Origin of the sequence: Massilia pseudoviolaceinigra, assembly GCF_030846505.1 — a bacterium.
Taxonomy (GTDB): Bacteria; Pseudomonadota; Gammaproteobacteria; order Burkholderiales; family Burkholderiaceae_D; genus Telluria_A; species Telluria_A violaceinigra.
On record NZ_JAVCWL010000014.1, the window covers coordinates 140,572 to 160,618 of the forward strand.

Consider the following 20,047-nt stretch of genomic DNA (forward strand, 5'->3'; position numbering starts at 1 on the left):
CCTCAGCCGCCCGAGAGCAGCGCCGCTGCCTTGACCTGGGCCCACACTGGCATCCCCACTTCCAGCCCCAGCTGGTCGCGCGAGCGCCGCGTGATGCGCGCCAGCAGCTGCGTGCCGCCGGCATCGAGCCGCACCATGACATGGGCCGGATCGTTGCCGGGGGTCATCTGGACCACCGTCGCCCGCAACTGGTTGAGGATCGAACTGCCCGCCTGCGCCAGCAAGGTCACGCTCACGTCGCGTGCCAGCACCCGCAGCCGCAGCCGCGTGCCGGGTGCCAGCGCCGCATGCGCGATGTACATCGCACCGCCCGCCGCCTTCAGGCACAGCAGGCCGTAGACGGCGTCGACGGCCTCGACCACGGCGTCCACCAGCGCCCCCGCATCATCCTGCATGGTGCGCGTCACCTCGGGCCGGACCAGGGTGTCGGCCGCCGGCCCGCTGGCCACCACCCGGCCGCCGTCGAGCAGCACGATGTGGTCGGCCAGGCGCGCCACTTCCCGGGTCGAGTGACTCACGTACAGCATCGGGATGGCCAGCTCGGCCTGCACCCGTTCCAGGTAGGGCAGCACTTCGTCCTTGCGCCGCCCGTCGAGCGAGGCCAGCGGTTCGTCCATCAGCAGCAGTTGCGGGGCCGTGAGCATGGCGCGGGCGATCGCCACACGCTGGCGCTCGCCGCCGGACAGGCCATCCGGACGCCGCTCCAGCAAATGGCCGATGCCAAGCAGCGCCACCGCGTGCGCCATCACCTTGTCGCCACCGGCGGCGCGGGCCCGCTGGCGGGCAAAATCAAGATTGCCCTGGACCGACAAATGCGCGAACAGGCTCGCTTCCTGGAATACATAGCCGAGCGCGCGCTGGTGCGTGGGCACGAACACGCCGGCCGCATCGTCCTGCCACAGCTGGCCGTTGACTTCGAGGTAGCCGTCCGCATGACGCTCCAGCCCGGCAATCGCGCGCAGCAAGGTGGTCTTGCCGGAGCCGGAATGGCCGAACAGCGCGCTCACGCCACGCCCGGGCAAGTCGAGCTGGACCTGCATGGCGAAGCCGCTGCGCCGGATGTCGAAACGCATGCGGATAGCTGAGGCGGCCGTCACCATGTCCTGCGCGTCGGATTGAACCGGTACAGCAGGAACAAGGCGATAAAGCTGATCACCAGCATCCCTCCGGACAACCAGTGCGCCTGGGCATATTCAATCGCTTCGACATGGCCGTAAATCTGGACCGCCACCACCCGCGTCTGCTGCGGTATGTTCCCGCCGATCATCATCACGACCCCGAATTCCCCGACCGTGTGGGCGAAGCCGAGCGTGGCGGCGGTGATGAAGCCGGGCCGGGCCAGCGGCAACACCACTGAAAAAAAGGTGTCGAGCGGACTGGCGCGCAAGGTGGCGGCCACTTCCAGCGGACGCGGGCCGATGGCCTCGAAGGCATTTTGCAGCGGCTGGATGACAAAGGGCATCGAGTACAGCAGCGAGCCGATCACGAGCCCGGAAAACGTGAACGGCAGCAAACCGAGCCCGAGCCACTGCGTCAGGTATCCGAGCGGCCCGTCCGGCCCCGTGGCGATCAGCAGGTAAAACCCGAGCACGGACGGCGGCAGCACCAGCGGCAGCGCAACCACGGCGCCGACCACGCTCCTGGCGCGCGAGCGCGTGTGCGCCAGCCACCATGCGACGGGCGTGCCCAGCAACAGCAGCAGCACGGTGACCGTGGTCGCCAGTTTCAGGGTCAGCCAGACGGCGCCCCAGTCGTCAGCGCTCAGCATGCGGCCCTACAAATCGTAACCGTAGGAACGAACAACCGCGCGCGCCGGCTCGCTCTTGAGATAGCGCAGAAAGGCGAGCGCGGCCGGCTTGCCCTTGCCCCGCTCCAGCAGCACGGCATCTTGCCGGATCGGCGTGTACATGTCAGTCGGAACGATCCACGCCGATCCGGATTGCAGCTTGCCGCCGCCGTACACCTGCGACATGGCGACAAAACCGAGCGTGGCGGCGCCCGATACGACGAATTGATGGGCCTGGCCGATGCTGTCGCCCTGCACCAGGCGCGGCGTCAGGCGCTCCTGCAAGCCGAGCTTGCCCAAGGTTTGCATGGCGGCCGCGCCATACGGCGCCAGCTTGGGGTTGGCGATGGCCAGATGGGCGAACCTGCCTTGCGCGAGCACCTGCCCCTGCGGGTCGACCAGGCCGGCTTGCGCGCTCCACAGCACCAGCTTGCCGATGGCGTAGGTAAAGCGGGTCTCGGCGACGGCGCTGCCCTCCTGGTCGAGGCGGGCCGGGGTTTCGTCGTCGGCCGCGAGCAGTACCTCGAACGGTGCGCCATTCTTGATCTGGGCGTAAAACCTGCCGGTCGCGCCGATGGTCGCAAGCACCTTGTGTCCGGTGTCGCGCTCGAAGCGGGCACTGATATCTTTCATCGGCGCGCTGAAATTGGCGGCCACGGCCACGTGCACCTCCTCGGCGCGGGCCATTCCGGCCACCATCAATGCAAGCCACACGCTGGCAAATCGTTTCATGCGAAAACTCCGGTGGGGGCAAACGCGCCGCAAACAGCGCTATATCCGATTATATACGACGCGCAAGATGAGCTCGGACAAAACGGACCTGCAGGGCTTGCGCAAGCGAGCGATTCAAGTGTGGCGAATACACGACCAAATGTGAATTTTCGCCGTGTGGCGGCTGCGCAAAACGCATAATGGCTATGACGATGGCGAGTGGAAATGCATGGCCATGCTCCCAGCGATAGCGATGTTTCACTTTTACAAGGGAACTTTGATGACACTGTCTGACATGAAAATCGGCACGCGCCTGTATCTTGGATTCGCCGCCGTTGTGCTGCTGCTGGTGGTACTTGTGACGGTGGCGTATGCCAACTTCACCAAGCTCAGCGCGGCTAACGATATCAATGTGCACACGTATCAGGTGACCGCCGAGGTCCATGGGGCATTGGAGCAGCTGATCAACATCGAAACCGGCCAGCGGGGCTTTCTGCTGACCGGCAATCCGGCATCGCTCGAACCCTACAATGGCGGCAAGGCCGACTTTCTCAAGCGCGTGGCGCGGGCCACTTCGCTGACAGCGGACAATCCGCGCCAGCAGGAGCGCCTGCAGCGGCTGCAACGCGAGCAGGAAGCATGGATGGCAGCGGCGATCGATCCGACCATCGCCCTGCGCAAAGGCGCGGCCGACGGTGACATGGCGGCCGTGGTCGCCGCCGTCAGGGAAGGCAAGGGCAAGAAAGGAATGGATGCCATGCGCGGCCTGATTGCCGAGATCGTCGCGGCGGAAGAAGTCTTGCTGGCCCAGCGCGCCAAGGATGCCAAGGCGCTCGATTCGCTCACCGTCACCACCCTGGTCGGCGGCGGCGTGCTGGCGGCGGTCATGGCCGGCATCATCGCGGTGTGGCTTGCCCGCAATATCACCGTGCCACTGCGGCGCGCCGTATCGTTCGCCCAGCAGGTGGCCCAGGGCGACCTGACCGCTCACGTCGATGCCGGTTCGCGCGATGAAATCGGCGAGCTGCTGCATGCGCTCAAGGCCATGAACGCCTCGCTGGCCCGCATCGTGGGCGAGGTGCGGGTCGGCACGGACACGATTTCGACCGCCTCGGCCGAAATTTCGCCCGGCAACTTCGACCTGTCGTCGCGGACCGAACAGCAGGCCGGGTCGATCGAGGAAACCGCCTCGTCGATGGAAGAATTGACCGCCACCGTCAAGCAAAATGCCGACAACGCGCGCCAGGCCAACGACCTGGCCGCGACGGCGTCGGAAGTGGCGGTGCGCGGCGGCGCGGCGGTGTCGCAAGTGGTCCAGACCATGGGCGCGATCAACGATTCGGCCAAGAAAATTGTCGACATCATCGGCGTGATCGACGGCATTGCCTTCCAGACCAACATCCTGGCCCTGAATGCCGCGGTGGAAGCGGCCCGCGCCGGCGAGCAGGGCCGTGGCTTCGCGGTGGTTGCCTCCGAGGTGCGCAACCTGGCCCAGCGCTCGGCCGGCGCGGCCAAGGAAATCAAGGCCCTGATCGATACCTCGGTGGAAAAAGTCGACATGGGAACGCGCCTGGTCGACCAGGCCGGGCTGACGATGGACGAGGTGGTCGGCAGCGTACGCCGCGTCACCAGCATCATCAGCGAGATCGCCAATGCCAGCGAAGAACAGCGCGCCGGTATCGAACAGGTCAACCAGGCGATTACCCAAATGGACGAGGCGACCCAGCAGAACGCGGCGTTGGTCGAGCAGGCAGCGGCAGCGTCGGCCTCGATGCAGGACCAGGCCGTGCAGCTGGCCGAGGTGGTCAGCGTGTTCAAACTCGATGGCGCCGCCACGATGCGCCCCGCCCCCGTGGCCCGCACATCCGCCCCGCCGCCAGCAGTGCGTCCGACGGCGCCGCGCAAGGCCTTGCCGGCGGCCCAGCGCGCTCCCGTCAGGCAGCCAGCGCCGGCCACCGGTGGCGATGACACCTGGGAAGAGTTCTAAGCGCAGGAAAGCTTTTCGAATTTGCAAGCTTATGGCAGGATGCGAAGGCGCGATCACGCGTCTTCCTGCCGGTTCGCGGCGGGGCTAACTTTTGCGGAGCCTTATGTCGACTTCACCCGTACGCAGCATCGTCGCCCTCCTGATCGCCACGGCGCTGGCCGTGCCCGCCTCCGCCGCCGGCCTGAGCATCTCCCTCAAGCATGGCAGCGCGCACGAGCAGGACTTGCAGAAACAGCTCGAACGCCTGACGGCCGCCCATGATCTGAGTACCTGGATCCAGACCGACAAGATCATCGTCGACGAGAAGACGATTCCGCACAGCCATCCGGTGCTGACCCTCCACACCAGGCACTTCAACGACGATGGCGCGCTCGTGTCGACCTTTATCCACGAGCAGATGCACTGGTGGCTGTCGAAGCATCCGCGTCAGACGCGCCAGGCGCTGCGCGAGATCAGGAAGCGCTACCCTGCCCTGCCGGTCGGCTATCCGGACGGCGCCGACAGCCTGGCCGCGTCGCAGGAGCATTTGCTGGTGATCTTCCTCGAGCTCGACGGCGTGGAAAGGGTGCTGGGCAAGGCCGAACACGACCGCCTGCTCACGTTCTGGAGCAACGATCACTACAAAAAACTGTACCACATCGTCGCCCGCGACCGCGAACAGATCGGCGCCATCCTGCGCAAGCACCAGCTGATGCTGTGAACGCCTAGGCGCGGTGATAAGTGAGCGCGCTGGCGATACAGAAAGCCAGCGCATCGGCGGGCACGCTATCCGCTTGGTCGAACACCAGCGCGCGGTTGCCTTCAAACTCGAAGTCATGCGGAAACAGGCTGCGGAAGGTGTCGACCAGGGTGGTCTTGCAGTTGAAGTAGATGGCGTAGCGCGACGGCGCCGCTTTTTTCCAGGCGATGCGGATCGTGCTGCCGCTTTTGCTGTGGGTAGTCAGGTAGGCCGGCTCACCCCATTTGAGGGTTTCTTCGAGCGGGCCGACACCGCCGGTCGACGCCGCGGTCGCAAAAATCAGTTCGCGCAGCGCCATCAGCTTGCCCCGCACCGGGGCGGGATAGGTGTCGAAGGTGCACTGCACGGCAGCGTTGGCAAATGGCGTCATGGTCTCCCCGGTTGGGCCACGACGCCGGGACGATGATCCTCAGGCCGTAGCTTTTTTCGTTACGAATCGCGCCGCGACGAGCGCACTGGCCAGCCCCACCACGATCGCCGTGGTGCTGCCGGAAAAACCCACGGCCGTGTTGGCGGCGATCTTGCCAACCTTGGGTTTGAGCAATTCCAGCCGGCGCCTGGTCATTTGCACGCCCAGCTCGTTGAGCCGGTTCTTGTCCAGCATGCGCTCAGCCTCGGGCAGCAGCACCGTTTCTTCGTCGGCCACGTGATGCATCACGTCGCGCATCAGTTCATGCAGCAACTGGTCGTGGCGGCGGTCGGTGGGACCGGTTGCGCGTAGCTCGGCGATCAGGCGGCGCATTTCATCATGTTCCGGCTGGCTTTTCTGGATCACCGGCTCGGCCCCGTTCAAACGGCGCAGCACCGGATAGAACACTTCCTCTTCCAGTGTCGCATGGATTTCCAGCGCGTCGCAAATGGTTTCGGCCAGCGCCTTCTTGACGCTGGGACGCGCGGCGGTGGTGTACTGGTGGAAGGTGACCAGCACATGCGAGTGATCGAAGCGGATCATGTCGGTCACGGAAGGGCTCAATTTATTCAAAGAAAACATGATTCATCCTCCTGAAAAGTCGTGCCCTTATCTTAAAGATACCCACCTTCCGCTCGCGTAGGACGGCGCCTCATTTTCGTGTCGGCCAACTGCACGCGCCACCGTGCACTCAAGCAAGCCTAGCGCTCGTGGCGTCCATGCAGAAACTCGCGGTACCAGCGTCCGCTGCTTTTCAGGGTGCGCTGCTGGGTCTCGAAGTCGACGTGGACAATGCCGAAGCGGCGCAGGTAACCTTCCGACCATTCGAAATTGTCGAGCAGGCTCCAGGCGAAATAGCCTTTCACGGGCACGCCCTGCTGCTGGGCCGCGCGCACGGCGGCGAGGTGGCGCACCAGATAGTGGCGGCGCGCTTCGTCATCGACGCTGCCATCGGCCTGCACCACGTCCTCGTAGGAAGACCCGTTTTCGGTCACGTAGACGTCGGCTGGCTGGTATTCGTTGGCGATGCGCAGCAGCAATTCGGTCAGCCCGTCGGGCGCGACTTCCCAGCCGAAGGCGGTGCGCTCGCGGTCCTGCGGCAAGACGACCTCGGTGCGCAGGAAGCCGGCGGCGGGCGCGTCGCGCACGATTTCGGGGAAATAGTAGTTCAGGCCGACGAAATCGGTCGGCGCCGCGATGGCCTGCATGTCGCCCTCCAGCACCACGGGCGCGGCCTCGCCCAGCAGCGCCAGCGTCTGTTGCGGGTAGCCGCGGCCATACAGCGGATCGAGGAACCAGCGGTTGCGAAAGCCGTCGTGGCGCAGCAAGGCCTGCTGGTCCGCTTCGCTGTCCGAGGCGGCGCGGATCGGGTGCAGGCTGAGCGCGATGCCGACCCGCGCGTGGGGCACGTTGGCGCGGATGACCGGCGTGGCCAGGCCATGCGAGAGCAGCACGTGGTGGCACACCTGCAGCGCTGTCGGCGCGTCGCGCAGGCCGGGTGCGTGCATGCCATCGAGGTTGCCGTGCATGGCGGTGCACCATGGCTCGTTGTGGGTGATCCAGTGGCGCACGCGGTCACCCAGGCGGTGCGTGACCACGTCGGCATAGTCGACAAAGGCGGCCACGGTATCGCGGTTGGCCCAGCCGCCCTGGTCCTGGATGGATTGCGGCAGGTCCCAATGGTACAGGGTGGCCCACGGCTGCAGGCCGCGTTCGAGCATGCCGTCGACCAGGCGCTCGTAGAAGTCGAGGCCCGCTTCGTTGGCCGCGGCGCCGGTGCCGCTGACAATGCGCGGCCACGCGATCGAGAACCGGTACGCGTTCAGGCCGAGCGACTGGCCGATGTCGAAGTCTTCCGGCCAGCGGTGGTAATGGTCGCACGCCACGGCGCCGTTGGAGCCGTCGCGGATCTTGCCGGGGGTGGCGCAGAAGGTATCCCAGATCGACGCCACGCGAGCGTCGGCGCTGCCCGCCCCTTCGATCTGGAAGGCCGAGGTGGAACAGCCCCACAGGAAGTCGTCGCCGAAACTGGCGCGTGCGAGAGGCTGGTGCGGGTCGTTTTTCTGGTTGGTCATAGGGAGATCGGTCAGTGTTAAAGTTGCTCGATGAAAAATTGGAATCGCTTCCACTTTACCACAAAAAAAAGCGCCGGCAAGGGCGATGGGGGATTATTTGATCGTTGCGTTGCGCCGCTTTCAGGGCACTGATCTGCCGGCCGCTGACCGCTAATCCGTCGTTCCTGCCAGTGGCAGGAACGGCGGCTCGACGGCTGCAAGGCTCCCGGTGGCGCTACCGGTACCCGCCCCTAAACGACCTTCGCCTTACCCAACGAAGCCCGCAGCGCAATCGTCACCGGATATGCATGCGTCACCGGCCGCTCCATGTCATAACAGCGATTGAGCAGGCAGTTCAAGCCATTGAGCGTCATCTCGGTCCACGGCATGTGCACCGTCGTCAGGCGCGGCGCCGTGTACTCGGCGCTGTTGGTATCGTCGTACCCGAGCACCGACACTTGCTCCGGCACCGCAACGCCAGCCTGCTGAAAATACGACAGCGCCCCCACCGCCATGTCGTCATTGGCGCAAAACACGGCGGTAAACGGATAGCCCGATTCGGCCAGTTCCCTGGCCGCTTCCCACCCGCCCTTCGGTGCGAAATCGCTTTCGGCCACCCACATGCCGTCAGTGTCGATGCCGGCCTGCGCCAGCTCGCCCAGGAAACCGTCGATGCGCTCGACGTTGTCGGGGGCGCCGCGCGGCCCGGCGATGACGGCAATATCGCGGTGCCCCTCGCGCAGCAGGGCCTGCGCCGCCAGACGGCCGCCGTACAGATGGTCGATGGTGAAACTCTGGCTGGCGATCGAAGGCACGCTGTGATTGAGCAGCACCAGGCGCGACTTGCGCGGCCCGAGCGCCTCGATGTCTTCGTCGCGCAGCACGTTACTCATCACCAGCACGCCATCGCAGCCGCGCTCCTTGAGAAAATCGATCCCCTGCACGGCCTGGGTGCGCTCGTCATCGCTGCCGATGCCGAAACCGACCACCATGTTCAGCCCCGCGGCGCGCAATTCCGAGTAAATCAGCTTGAGAATCGGCGTGTAGAAGGTGCCGCTCAGGTAGGGAATGTACACGCCGATCATCTGCGAGCTGCCCAGCATCAGCGAACGGGCCGCGTACGAGGGATGAAATTCGAGTTCCTCGATCGCCTTCTGGACCCGCGCCAGCGTCTTGGGCGACACCGCCCCCTTGCCGCTAACGACACGCGATGCGGTTCCGAGGCCGACGCCGGCCCGCAGTGCTACGTCTTTGAGAGTTGCCACGCGCGCTTCTTCCGTTTAAAAATGGGGACTGCAAAAATCGCAGCATACTGCATTCGGGCGCTCTCTCACAAGCGCGCGCGGCCCGATCCCCGTCACTGCTCGTTCCTGAGGGCGGCGGCGATCAGCTTTTGCGCTTTTTCGGCCGGCATCTTGGTATTCCAGAACGATGTCAATACGTCCTGCATGGCGCCATTCTGGTCCGGCGTCAGATACACCTCGCCGATGCCGACGTGGCGCGTGCGGTCCTTCATGATCGCCATGCCAGCCTTGGCGCAGGGGTCCATGCCTGACGCATCGACGTCGCCCCGGATCGGAATCGAGCCTTTGAGCTTGTTGAATGCGATCTGGGTGCGCGGCGCGACGATCACGCTGGCCAGCAGCTTCTGGTACTTGATCTGCTGCGCATTGCCGGTCTTGGGGAAGACGAAGGCGTCGCCCTGGATCAGATAGGGCGAGCGCGGGCCGAAGCCGGGGATGCAGCCGTATTCCTTGCCGGCGCTCTGGCGCGCCGCGCCGAATTCGCCCTTGGCCCAGTCCCCCATCACCTGGATGCCGGCCTTGCCGGAGATGACCAGGGCGGTGGCGTCGTTCCAGTTGCGGCCCGGCGCGCCGGCATCCACGTACGATTGCAGGCGCTTGAAATTGAGCAGGACGCGGCGGAAGGCCTCGGAATTGATGGCCGCCGGATCGCGCTCGCGCAGCACCTTCAGATACAGGTCGGTGCCGCCCATGTGGGCCAGCATCGACAGGAACAGGATGTTTTCCTGCCACGGCTGGCCGCCGTGCGCGAGCGCGATCAATCCGGCCGCTTTGAGCTTGTCGAGCGCGGCGAACAGTTCGTCGACGCTGGCCGGCTCCTTGGCGATGCCGGCCTTCTGGAAGGCCGCCTTGGAATACCAGATCCATGCCTGCATGTGGATGTTGACCGGGACCGCGTAGTAATGGCCCTTGACGCGGATGACGCTGAGCACCGGCTCGGGCAGGAACTTGTCCCAGCCTTCCCTGAGCGCGACGTCGTCGACGTTATTGAGCATGCCCTGCTCGACCAGGTCGGTGAACTGCTTGGTGGTGTTGAACTGGGCCGCCATCGGCGCATTGCCGCCGACGATGCGGTTGATCGCCACCGCGCGCGCCTGGTCGGCGCCGGCGATCGCGGTATCGGTCCAGGCGCCGCCGGCGGCGCGGTAGGCGTCGGCGATGGTGCGCACCGCGGCCGCTTCGCTGCTCGAGGTCCACCAGTGGATCACTTCCGGTTTGGGGTCGGCGCCAAAGGCGGCGCCGGCGCTTGCCAGCGCCAGCGCGGCGGCCAGAATTCGTTGTTTCAACATGGTCTCCGGTGAAAGCAGGTCTGTGCCCGTCTTGAATTGGAAGGCTTTCCAATCTTGTCGGTTGACTATATCATTCAAAGAATTTCAATGTCAACGCGCAAGGCTATCATGGCGCGTCGTGATAGCGTTTTCATCCTCTTGTGTTCATCCCTCTTCGCATGGAGCCGCCGTGTTCAATCCGCGCCCGCAAGTCCGTTTTATCGCCATCGCCGGGCACGCGCCGTGCGTCGTGGTGGACGATTTCCTGCTCGATGCGCGCGCCATGGTCGCGCAGGCCGTCGCCGCGCAGGCCCGCTTTGCCGTCGACCCGGACAACTACTATCCCGGCCCGGAACTGGACCTGGGCCAGGAGACGGCCTTCCGCCTCGACGAATTCTTCATCCAGCACGTGCGGCGCGCGCTGGGCGCCCAGCGCACCGTCAGCGTGGCGGCGCGCCTGGCGCTGGCCACCCTGCCCCCGGACCGGCTCCATCCCCTGCAGCGCCTGTGCCACCGCGATTGCGCCGACCTGGCGCCGGGCGTGGGCGCGGCGGCGGCCGTGGTGTACCTGTTCGACGACGCCCGCATGGGCGGCACCAGCTTTTACCGCCCCACCCAGCCCCCCGAAGCCACGGCGCGCCTCTTGCGCGCAGCCCATGCCGGAACGCCCGCTGATGCCGGCGGCGCCGGCTACCTGACCGCCTCGAACGCCCACTTCGAGCAAATCTGCACCATTCCCGCGCGCTTCAACCGGGCCATTTTCTACGATGGCGCCATTTTCCACGCGGCCCAGATCGAGGCGCCCGCCCTGCTCCACAGCGACCCGGCGCGCGGCCGGCTCACCATGAACGGCTTCTTTCGCTTCCGCAAACGCAGCGCCTGAGCCACCATCGGCGGGCATGACAGGCCATTGCCGCGTTGTTTTACAGCAAATTTGAGCCAAAACTGAGGCCCATAACGATACCCAAAAGCATCTTATAAGGTTGGTCGATATATAATTTCGGCTGTTTTTGCCGAATGGCGACATTTGGCGATCTATTTTTACAAACCCATTACAGGATTCCACGTGAAAAACAAACTCGCTATCGCCATGCTGGCCGCCGCCACCGCTCCTATGGCAGCGCAGGCCGAAAGCTCCTACGTTGGTGTTGGCATTGGTGCCGCAGAGCAAGTTCTGAGCATCACCGAAGGCACCTACAAGGACCACGACGTTGCAGCCAAGGTATTCACCGGCTACAAATTCGACAAGAACTTCGGCGTCGAAGCCGGCTTCACCCACTTCGGCACCGCCGAAACCGGCGGCAAGCGCAGCGGTTCGCGCGCGCGTTCGTACTTCGCCGCCGGCACCCTCACCCTGCCGCTGGGCGAGAAGTTCGCCATCACCGGCAAGCTGGGTATCGCCAAGAACCGCACCATGCAGCTGCTGGTCGGCGAAGGCGACGACAAGCAGAAAAAGACCGATGCGCTGCTGGGCGTTGGCGCAACCTACGCCGTGACCAAGACCATCGCCGCGTTCGTCGAATATGAAAACTACGGCGCCGTCGCAAAAGGCAAAAATGGTTCGCTGAAAGCGACGATCCTGTCGACCGGCATGCGTTTCTCGTTCTAAGCTGCCAGCTCCACAAAAAAAACCGGCTGCGTGCCGGTTTTTTTACGTCCCTCGTCCGCGCCGCCGTCAGGCCGGGCTGCGTCAGGCCGGGCCGCGTAGGCCGGGCCGCGTCAGGCCGCGCGGCGCAGCGCCGCCGCCTGGCAGTTGGCCTTGATGAATGCCTCGTGGCTGGACATGGCGTCCACGCACTTGCGGATCACCGCCTGCGTCCCCTGCAGGAAGTCGGCGATCTCGTCCGGGGCGCGCTGGTCGACCACCGGGTTGTAGCCGCGCGCGCGCAAGCCCTGCCCGTGCATCACCTGCAGCCAACTATCCTCGGGAAACAGCTCCTCGTTCTCGCGCAAGATGCGCCCGTGGCTGGCGTACAGGTCGAGCTTGCGCCGCAGCTTGTCCGGCACCTCCATGTCGCGGCAATAGCGCCAGAAGGGCGAATCGTCGCGCGTGCTCACTTTATAGTGCAGGATCAGGAAGTCGCGAATCTGCTCGTACTCCTTGTCGCACAGGCGGTTGAAGGTGTCGATGTCGACCTGGTCGAAGCCGCGGTCCGGGAAGAAACTGATCAGGCGCATCAGCGCCGTCTTGACCATGTGGATGCTGGTCGACTCCAGCGGCTCCATGAAGCCGCCCGACAGGCCGATCGCCACGCAGTTCTTGTTCCAGGCGCGCTTGCGCTTGCCGGTGGTGAACTTGAGCAGGCGCGGTTCGGCCAGCGGCTGGCCGTCGAGATTGTTCATGAGGATGGCCTGGGCTTCGTCGGCGCCCATGAACTTGCTCGAAAACACATGGCCGTTGCCGGTCCGATGCTGCAGCGGAATGCGCCACTGCCAGCCGGCCGTGTGCGCGGTCGAGCGCGTCAGCGCCGCCATGGGACCGTGCGATTCGCAGGGCACGGCAATGGCGCGGTCGCACGGCAGCCAGTGGCTCCAGTCTTCATAGCCGGTGTGCAGGGCCTGCTCGATCAGCAAACCCACCATGCCTGAGCAATCGAGAAAGAAGTCGCCGGCAACGCGTTCGCCATTTTCCATCATCAGCGCGGCGATCGATCCGTCCGGATGCAGCACGGTCTCGACGATGCGGCCTTCGGTGCGCTGCACGCCGCGCGCTTCGCTGTAGCTGCGCAGGTAGCGCGCATACAGGCCGGCGTCGAAATGGAAGGCGTAGGACAGGTCCGCCAGCGGCGAATTGGGCAGGTCCGGACGTCCGCGGCTGAACTTGCCCAGGCGCGCAGCCATGGTGTTGATCGAGTACGGCTCCAGGCTGTCGGCCTGCCCGGCCTGGTGCTTTTTCAGCCAGTAGTGGAAGAAATTGGCGGTCGGCTGGTCGCGCCCGACCGAGCCGAAGCCGTGGATGTAGTTGCTGCCCTGCTGCCCCCAATTGACAAATTCGATGCCGAGCTTGAAGGTGCCCTGGGTGGCGCGGATAAAGTCGTTCTCATCGATGCCCAGGTGCAGGTTGAAATTGCGGATGCTGGGGATGGTCGCCTCCCCCACCCCGATGGTGGAAATCTGGTCCGACTCGATCAGGCGGTAATGGTGGCCCACGGGCAGCAGCTGCGACAGCGCCGCGGCGCTCATCCAGCCGGCGGTGCCGCCACCGACGATCACGATCTGCTTGATGCGCTGGTCTGTCATCTGGTTCTCCGGTCGATGGTGTAACTAAATAAGTGCGCATGCAAAAAAACCGGTGTGGCCTGGGGGACAGGACACACCGGCCCACCGCGCGCCTTGCGGCACGCGGGGCTCGCCAAACGGTTAATGTCAGTAGCGCATCAGTAGCTCAATCCGGCGCGCAGCCCGAACATGCGTGGTTCGTTGTAGCTGGCGATCATCTGCCCCCCCAGGCCGCTGTTGCCGGACGTTTTCACCTTCTTGTCCGTCACGTTGCGCACATACAGTTCCGCATGCCAGTTGCCATTCGGCGCGTCGACCCGGAACGAGGCGTCGCCGACCGCATTGGCTTTCTGGAAGCGGCCGATGTGCTCGAACTCGTCGTTGCGCACGTCGAAGTAGACCTTGTCGCGCCAGTTGAGCTTGAAGTACGGGGTCAGCTTGTAGCCGCCGTCGAGCACGAACGCTTGCGAGGCGTGCAGCATGAAGGTGTACTTCGGCGCGTTCGGCAGGCGCTTGTTGGTCACGTCGTACAGGCGCTTGCCGTTGTCCGGACCGGCGCCGGCGTACGGCGCCGGGCAGCGTTCCTGGTTGAATTCGACGCGCTCGTCGCACAGGTAATCATCGCTGTAGGAACCGTAGTCGCGGATCGAGGTGTTCAGGTTCGAAAAGGCGCCGCCGACCTTGGCGCCCTTCCATGGCTTGTAATCCCACTCGACTTCGATACCCGAAATGCGGTTGTTGCCGACGTTGATGGTGCGCCAGGTTTCGTACACATCGCACTTGGGCTGGTCGCTGGCGCACGGCTTGCCGTCGTCCGGACGGTATTTCGAGACGAAATAGGTGTTGGTCAGCTGCTGGTCCTTGTAGCGCATCATGAAGGCGACAGCCGACACGCTCAGGCGGTTTTCCAGGAACTTGCCCTTGTAGCCGAATTCCAGATTGGTGACCAGTTCCGGCTTGTACGGCAAGAAGGTTTCCACGCCTTTTTTGCCGTCGACGCAGGTGTGGCCGCCGCAGCTGTCGACCTTGTCGCCGAAGCCGCCGGCCTTGTAGCCGGTCGACAGCGCCGTGTAGGCCATCTGGTTCTCGGTGACCTGCTTCTGCAGGCCGAGGCGCCAGGTGACTTTCTTCCATTCTTCCTTGTGATCGTTCGGCGATGGCCGGCCGTAACCGGAATACGCCTCGACGCTGCCGCCCATGCCCGGTTTCAGGTCATTGGCTTGCGGAAAACGGTAGCCCGGCGTGTTCGGAATGCCGCCGTTGTACTGGCCGCGGTAGAACGCCGTCTCGCCGGCCCAGCCGCCCAGGTTCAGGCCATTCTTGTCTTCCTTGGTATCGACGCTGTAGCGCGCGCCGGCGGTGGCGGTCCAGGTCGGGATGAATTTCCAGTCGGCCTGGGCGAACACGGCCTTGGCGTCGACCTGGCGGTCCGGCTGCGAGTAAAACGCGCCGGAGGCGATGCCGTGCGGCTTGCGGAAGAAATCGACGACTTCGTAGTTGATCTGGTTTTTCTCGTGCATCCAGAACAGGCCGGCCACGTATTGCAGGGTGTCGAACTGCTGCTTGAGCTGGAGTTCCTGCACCGAGGACTTGTATTTCGAGTCCCAGGTGGCCTGGTAGCGGTCGTCCAGCGGCCAGGTGCTCCAGTTGGCCGCGTCCGGACGGTTCGGGTAATCTGCCGTCACCTGGAACGGCAGCGCGGCGGTCAGGCCCTTGTCGGCGTCGTACAGCTGCGAGCGCTGCTGGTCGGCCAGCATGAAGCTATAATCGATGCTGGTGTTCTTGTTGACGTTCCAGCTGACCCCGGCGCGCAGCGACTTGATGGTCATGTCGGTCTTGCCGGGCACGTTGATCAGGAGGTCCCACTGGCCGCCGGTGCAGGCGTAGCGCGTGCCGGCTGCCTGGTCGCAGTCGCGGAAACTGGTGTTGCCGGCGCCATTGTCCTGGAACAGCTCGTAGGCGGCATTCAAGGTCAGGTCGGGCGTGATCTTGAACTTGGCCGCCAGGCGCGCCGCGTACTCATCCTGGTTGGTGTAGAAATCCTTGGCGCTCACCGGGTGGTTGTAGCGCTGGTCGACGTCGGGAATGCCATCCGGAATCCAGCCCTTGGACGGCACGTTCGCTTCGCGCGTGTCCGACATCTGGTTGGCCCAGCCGTTGCGCGTGACCTTGGTGAACGAGCCGCGCAGCGCCAGCTTGTCGTTGACGGCGATGTTCTGGATCAGGTTGACCTGCTTCTTGCGGTAGTTGCCGATGTCGACTTCGGCCTTGCCGTAGTTGCCCGAGAAATCAGGCTTGGCCGAAATGACGTTGACGCTGCCGCCGGTGGAGTTGCGCCCGAACAGGGTGCCCTGCGGGCCGCGCAGCACTTCGACCTGGTCGACGTCGAACATGAGCGCCTGGGCGCCCTGCGGACGGGGCGAATACAGGCCGTCGATGTGAAAGCCGACGGCGGGGTCGCCGATTTCGGTGGTGTTCGAGGAGGTCACGCCGCGGATGGTGATCTGCACCGCCGAGTCGCCGGTGGCCTGGAACGTTACGTTGGGAATTTCGTTGGCCAGATCCTTGGCGCTGGTGATGCCCATGCGGTTCAGGTTATCCTGGCTGTAGGCGGTGACCGCCAGCGGGGTTTTCAGCAACGAGGTCGAGTAGCGGGTGGCGGTGACCTTCACTTCGGGAATGACTTCCTTTTCGCTTTCGCTGGCCGGGGCCGGCGCCGGAGCCTGGGCATGGGCGGACATACCGATCAGCCCGCACGCGCTGGCAACGGCCAGGCTGACCAGGGTCCTTCTTGTCTTCGGATACAACATTGCGTCTCCTCGTTGATTTTTTTGATTATCGTTTTTAGTCCGCGGCCCGGACCGGCGCCGCGTCTGCACTCCACTACACCCTGCCGCCGCCTCGGGCAGCTCATCCATGATCGGCTGTTCCGGCACCTCCACACTGATTGGAAACGCTCCCAATCGATGAGCAAAATATATCACTCAATGTTTTTCAATGTCAACGATACTTTGTGCGGAGTTAAAAAAGCAACAGCGCCGGGAGCGCCGGCGTAGGGGAAGCCATGGCGCCATGGCGCGTGCATGGAAAGTATTTCATTCGGCGAAGCTTGCGCCGCTCTCCCCCTGCGCGTGGGAGAGCTGCGGCGCGGTTTAGTGGCCTGCGCTGCGCAGATCGTTGACCACCACGTTCCCGAAGTCCGGGCTCAGCAGATAGCTAACCACGCCAACCGCGCACTGCTCGGGCGAGATGAGGGCGCCATCGCGATGGAAGGCAATGAAGCGCTCGCGCTGGGGAAACCGGCTCTCGGGCGTGGCCCGGATGCGCGCCTGCATGGCGGTATCGATGACGCCGGGCGCCAGGCTGCAAATGCGTACGCCGGCACCAGCATCCCGCGCCTGCGGCTCGAGCGGATAATCGAGCGCCACGGCGCGCGCATGGTGGTCGAGCGCGGCCTTGGTGGCCCCGTACACGCTCCAGCCGGTGTAGGCATTGCGCGCGGCGCCGCTCGACACGTGCAGGATGCGGCAGTCGGCTTGCCGGGCCGCGGCGGCCACGGCGGTGGCCAGCATCATCGGCGCGGCCACGTTCAGCGCCACCGCTTGCGCGACCGCCAGCGGGTCCTGGTCGTGCAGCGCGCCGACCGGTTCCACCATGCCGGCGTTATTGATCAGCAAAACCTGGGTGCTCGCGCCCACAAAGTCGCGCAAGGCGGGCGTGGCCAGCCAGGCGGCCAGCGCGGCGCTGTCGGCCAGGTCGGCCTGGTGCTCGCGCAGCAGCGGGCCGAAGCGCGCCGCCAGCTCGGGCGCCGTGCCGCGCGCCAGTCCCAGCACGGCGATCCCGCGCGTCATCAGCTCGGCCGCCACGGCGGCGCCAAGTCCCTGGGTGTGGCCGCTGACGACGGCCGTGACGAGGGCGCCGGTCATGATTCCGATTGCTCGGCGGCCTTGCGGCGCCGGTAGTCGGCGTCGATGCCTTCGCCGCGCTTGCTAAGGACCGGCACCCGGCGCGAGAACATGAACTCGACCGTGGCGTCGGGATAGATGTGCACCGACACATAGCGCGCGTCCGATGGAATCTCACCCATATTCGGTGTGTTGGACGAGTTCACGACCTCGCTCGTCTCCTCGCCTTGGGTACCCGCGACACGCCAGGTGACCTTGTGCGGGCCGTTGTTAAAGCGCGCGCCGATCTTGCTGCGGCGGCCGCTGTACGGATACGGACCGGCGCCGCCCACGCGCACGCCGCCGACGGTCACGTCGAGCAGGGTGCGGTTCGAATAATTGAAGACCACGACATCGAGCACCTTGTCGGTCTGGGCCATGGTGGCCGATGTTCCCAGCAACCACAGCGCGGCGCCAGCCAGCAGCGTGCGGCGGGAAACGGTCTTGTTCAGCATGTCGTGCTCCTGCAGAAAGTGAAGCCGTTATTGTGAAGGAAAATCACGCTGCCGACGAGGATTGTTGCACGCGGCCCGCGGCGGCCGTGCCGGGAGGCCGCGGGCGCCAAGCTCAGTCGTCCGCCGGCTGGGGTGCGCGCCGCGACTTGCACTGCGGATCATCCTTGGCGCTGCCGGCGCACAGGCGCACCAGGCATTGCTCGGCCTGGGCCGCATTGAGCTGCTTGCACTGCTTGAGCGAGGTGGGCGCGGCGGCGGCGTTGGCGGCTGTGCGCTGCTCTCCTTTTTGCTCCTTCGAATGGGCCACCAGGGCAGCGAGCAGGCTGGCGTCGTCGGTGGGCTTGGCTGGCGCCTTGGGTGCGCCCTTGGCCGGCGGCTCGGGCTTTTTCTCGCCCGCTTTCGCCACCGCCGCCGGTTTGGCCACGGTGCCAGCCGCCTTGGGAGCGGTGCCGGGCGCCTTGGAAGCGGCCTTTTTGGGTTCGGCCGGCGAGCTGGCCAGCAGCTTGGTCAATTCTTCTTCGGGGGATTTGGGCTTGGGCTTCGATGGCGTGTTGAGTATGTCCTTGATCGAAGGATCTTTCGGCGGCGCGGCGGGCGCGGGCGCGCCCTGCTCCAGGATGGTGGCGGCGGACACCTCGGGCTCGGCCGGGTTGGACACGGCTGTCGGCGCGCTCGCCGACACGCTCGCCGATGCGGGCGCGGGCGTCACCGGATCGGCAAGCACCTGGTCGGCCGGGCCGGCTGCCACCACGGCTGGCATCTTGTCGGCGTCGAGCGCCATCCACACGCCGGCGCCGGCGCACAGGGCTACCAGCACCGCGCCGCCGGCCAGCCAGCCAGCCTTGCCGCGCCCGGCCTTGCCGGACTCGGGCGTGGACTTGTCGGCCGCTTGCGCCGCCTGGCGTGCGTCGGCGCTCGCGCGCGCCGCCTCTTCTTGCTGCTCTGTGGAAAGTAAACTGGGCCGCCTGTAGGCTGGCGGCGGCTGATCGTCATGTTGCAAAGGGTGCTCCTTGTTGATTTCTACATAACTTTACGCTATTCAAAAAAAACGTGAAGCTTTTTTACCATGTCAACAGCCCGGCGCCCCTCACAAAAGAGTGTGGAATCACCTGTCGGATTGCTATAACTGTAAGATATACTTCCAAGCAATCCTTTATGTCAGTATCGCACTTTTTGTTTTGAATGTCTTGATGAGGTCCCTGTGCTGTTCCTTGCAGTAGCCCTGTACTTTCTGCTGGCGTGCGCGATCAGCTTTCTGGCGCTGTTTCCGGCCGGCCGCGCGTTCGTGCTGGGGATGCTGGCACGTGCCGGCGTGCGCCTGCGCGGCTGGTTCGGAGAGGCGGCGCGCGTCAAAGGACAGAGTGTTGCGGCAATACGACAGTCCGGCAGTGCCTCGGCGCGCGGCACCAGCCAGTTTTTACGCCGCCATTACCTGCTGGTGATCGGCGGGCTGGTGCTGGTGTCGGTGCCGCCGCTTGTGGCCCTGTTCAGCGGCGGCACGGCCCTCGGCGGCTTCGAGGAATCGACGCGCGAAATGGATACCCAGGTCGCCGGCCTGCTCGAAGGCGAGAACCTGGTGCCGCCCGCGCCCCTGCCGCCGATGCTGTTCGCCACCGTGGAAGTGGAGCAGGAACGCCCGATGATCGTCTCGGCCAGCCGCGACTGGTCACTGATGAATCCGGCGTACACCCAGCGCCTGCTCCAAGCGTTTAAAATAATGAAAGAACGTCATGGTTACGATATGGCTATCCTGGAAGGCTACCGCAGCCCGGAACGCCAGAACAAGCTCGCCGCGATGGGCTCGTCGGTGACCAACGCGGCCGCGTTCCAGAGCTGGCACCAGTACGGACTGGCGGCCGATTGCGCCTTCGTGCGTAACGGTAAAATTGTAATTTCGGAAAAAGATCCCTGGGCCATGCGCGGTTACGAGCTGTACGGCGAAGTCGCCGAATCGCTCGGACTGACCTGGGGTGGACGCTGGAAAATGATGGATTTCGGACATACCGAGCTGCGCCTGCCCGGCGTGATGAAGCGCCGCTGATGCGCACCCGGCAGCGACGGTGCATGTCGCGCGCTGTTGCCTGAACAAGGAAGACCCCTTCCGTCGCTGCGCCGCCCTGATCCGGCCAGCTTCGGTCCCGTCGTAAATGTTTTTTAAACTGAGTTTCTGA

18 protein-coding genes are annotated in these 20,047 nt (G+C 64.8%); 5 read left to right on the forward strand and 13 right to left on the reverse strand.

The features are described from left to right. Positions 1-2: 2 nt before the first annotated feature. The 3 genes from modC to modA are packed head-to-tail and all read right to left on the reverse strand — an operon-like array spanning position 3 to position 2,518. Complete coding sequence (gene modC / locus RBA40_RS15700) at positions 3-1,100, reverse strand: molybdenum ABC transporter ATP-binding protein (protein ID WP_306648757.1); 1,098 nt, start codon at positions 1,098-1,100, stop codon at positions 3-5. Then, positions 1,094-1,768 (reverse strand): molybdate ABC transporter permease subunit, encoded by a 675-nt coding sequence (modB, locus tag RBA40_RS15705; protein WP_306648758.1) that lies wholly within the window; start codon positions 1,766-1,768, stop codon positions 1,094-1,096. The genes modC and modB overlap by 7 nt, the downstream gene beginning before the upstream one ends. A gap of 6 nt (positions 1,769-1,774) precedes the next feature. Then, positions 1,775-2,518, reverse strand: a complete 744-nt coding sequence (modA, locus tag RBA40_RS15710; RefSeq protein ID WP_306648759.1) for a molybdate ABC transporter substrate-binding protein — start codon at positions 2,516-2,518, stop codon at positions 1,775-1,777. Positions 2,519-2,777: 259 nt separating this feature from the next. Here modA and RBA40_RS15715 point away from each other — a divergent pair, with 259 nt between their 5' ends. Then, positions 2,778-4,484, forward strand: a complete 1,707-nt coding sequence (locus RBA40_RS15715; protein ID WP_306648760.1) for a methyl-accepting chemotaxis protein — start codon at positions 2,778-2,780, stop codon at positions 4,482-4,484. A 103-nt stretch (positions 4,485-4,587) separates the two neighbouring features. Next, complete coding sequence (locus RBA40_RS15720) at positions 4,588-5,184, forward strand: hypothetical protein (protein WP_306648761.1); 597 nt, start codon at positions 4,588-4,590, stop codon at positions 5,182-5,184. 4 nt (positions 5,185-5,188) lie between these two features. Here the strand turns inward: RBA40_RS15720 and RBA40_RS15725 are convergent, their stop codons facing one another. From RBA40_RS15725 to RBA40_RS15745, 5 genes are all read right to left on the reverse strand, one after another. Then, positions 5,189-5,593: a DUF1801 domain-containing protein gene (locus RBA40_RS15725; protein WP_306648762.1), complete on the reverse strand. Its 405-nt coding sequence runs from the start codon at positions 5,591-5,593 to the stop codon at positions 5,189-5,191. Positions 5,594-5,632: 39 nt separating this feature from the next. Then, the gene (locus RBA40_RS15730; protein WP_306648763.1) at positions 5,633-6,214 is read right to left on the reverse strand and encodes a hemerythrin domain-containing protein; all 582 of its coding nucleotides are present in this window, start codon (positions 6,212-6,214) and stop codon (positions 5,633-5,635) included. 119 nt (positions 6,215-6,333) lie between these two features. Further along, the gene (locus RBA40_RS15735; RefSeq protein ID WP_306648764.1) at positions 6,334-7,707 is read right to left on the reverse strand and encodes a GH1 family beta-glucosidase; all 1,374 of its coding nucleotides are present in this window, start codon (positions 7,705-7,707) and stop codon (positions 6,334-6,336) included. Positions 7,708-7,937: 230 nt separating this feature from the next. After that, positions 7,938-8,951: a LacI family DNA-binding transcriptional regulator gene (locus RBA40_RS15740; protein ID WP_306648765.1), complete on the reverse strand. Its 1,014-nt coding sequence runs from the start codon at positions 8,949-8,951 to the stop codon at positions 7,938-7,940. 92 nt (positions 8,952-9,043) lie between these two features. Further along, positions 9,044-10,279, reverse strand: a complete 1,236-nt coding sequence (locus RBA40_RS15745; RefSeq protein ID WP_306648766.1) for an ABC transporter substrate-binding protein — start codon at positions 10,277-10,279, stop codon at positions 9,044-9,046. A gap of 169 nt (positions 10,280-10,448) precedes the next feature. Between RBA40_RS15745 and RBA40_RS15750 the strand changes: the two genes are divergently transcribed. Together RBA40_RS15750 and RBA40_RS15755 are read left to right on the forward strand one after the other, a co-directional pair. Continuing rightward, positions 10,449-11,141: a DUF6445 family protein gene (locus RBA40_RS15750; protein WP_306648767.1), complete on the forward strand. Its 693-nt coding sequence runs from the start codon at positions 10,449-10,451 to the stop codon at positions 11,139-11,141. Between the two features lie 183 nt (positions 11,142-11,324). Next, positions 11,325-11,867 (forward strand): outer membrane beta-barrel protein, encoded by a 543-nt coding sequence (locus RBA40_RS15755; protein WP_306648768.1) that lies wholly within the window; start codon positions 11,325-11,327, stop codon positions 11,865-11,867. 110 nt (positions 11,868-11,977) lie between these two features. On the opposite strand, the gene RBA40_RS15760 is transcribed toward RBA40_RS15755, so the two are convergent. The 5 genes from RBA40_RS15760 to RBA40_RS15780 form a co-directional block, all read right to left on the reverse strand. Continuing rightward, complete coding sequence (locus tag RBA40_RS15760; protein ID WP_306648769.1) at positions 11,978-13,498, reverse strand: tryptophan halogenase family protein; 1,521 nt, start codon at positions 13,496-13,498, stop codon at positions 11,978-11,980. Positions 13,499-13,635: 137 nt separating this feature from the next. Continuing rightward, positions 13,636-16,287 carry a TonB-dependent receptor gene (locus RBA40_RS15765; protein WP_306648770.1) on the reverse strand — a complete coding sequence of 884 codons (2,652 nt, stop codon included), beginning with the start codon at positions 16,285-16,287 and terminating at the stop codon, positions 13,636-13,638. Between the two features lie 342 nt (positions 16,288-16,629). Beyond that, entirely contained in the window at positions 16,630-17,403 is a 774-nt protein-coding gene (locus RBA40_RS15770; RefSeq protein WP_306648771.1) for an SDR family oxidoreductase, read from the reverse strand. Further along, complete coding sequence (locus tag RBA40_RS15775) at positions 17,400-17,876, reverse strand: hypothetical protein (protein WP_306648772.1); 477 nt, start codon at positions 17,874-17,876, stop codon at positions 17,400-17,402. Before RBA40_RS15775 ends, RBA40_RS15770 begins: the two co-directional genes overlap by 4 nt. Positions 17,877-17,988: 112 nt before the next feature. After that, on the reverse strand, positions 17,989-18,876 hold the full coding sequence (locus RBA40_RS15780; RefSeq protein ID WP_306648773.1) for a hypothetical protein: 888 nt from the start codon (positions 18,874-18,876) through the stop codon (positions 17,989-17,991). A 201-nt stretch (positions 18,877-19,077) separates the two neighbouring features. On the opposite strand from RBA40_RS15780, the gene RBA40_RS15785 reads away from it, so the two are divergent. Beyond that, on the forward strand, positions 19,078-19,917 hold the full coding sequence (locus RBA40_RS15785; RefSeq protein ID WP_306648774.1) for a M15 family metallopeptidase: 840 nt from the start codon (positions 19,078-19,080) through the stop codon (positions 19,915-19,917). Positions 19,918-20,047 lie beyond the last annotated feature (130 nt).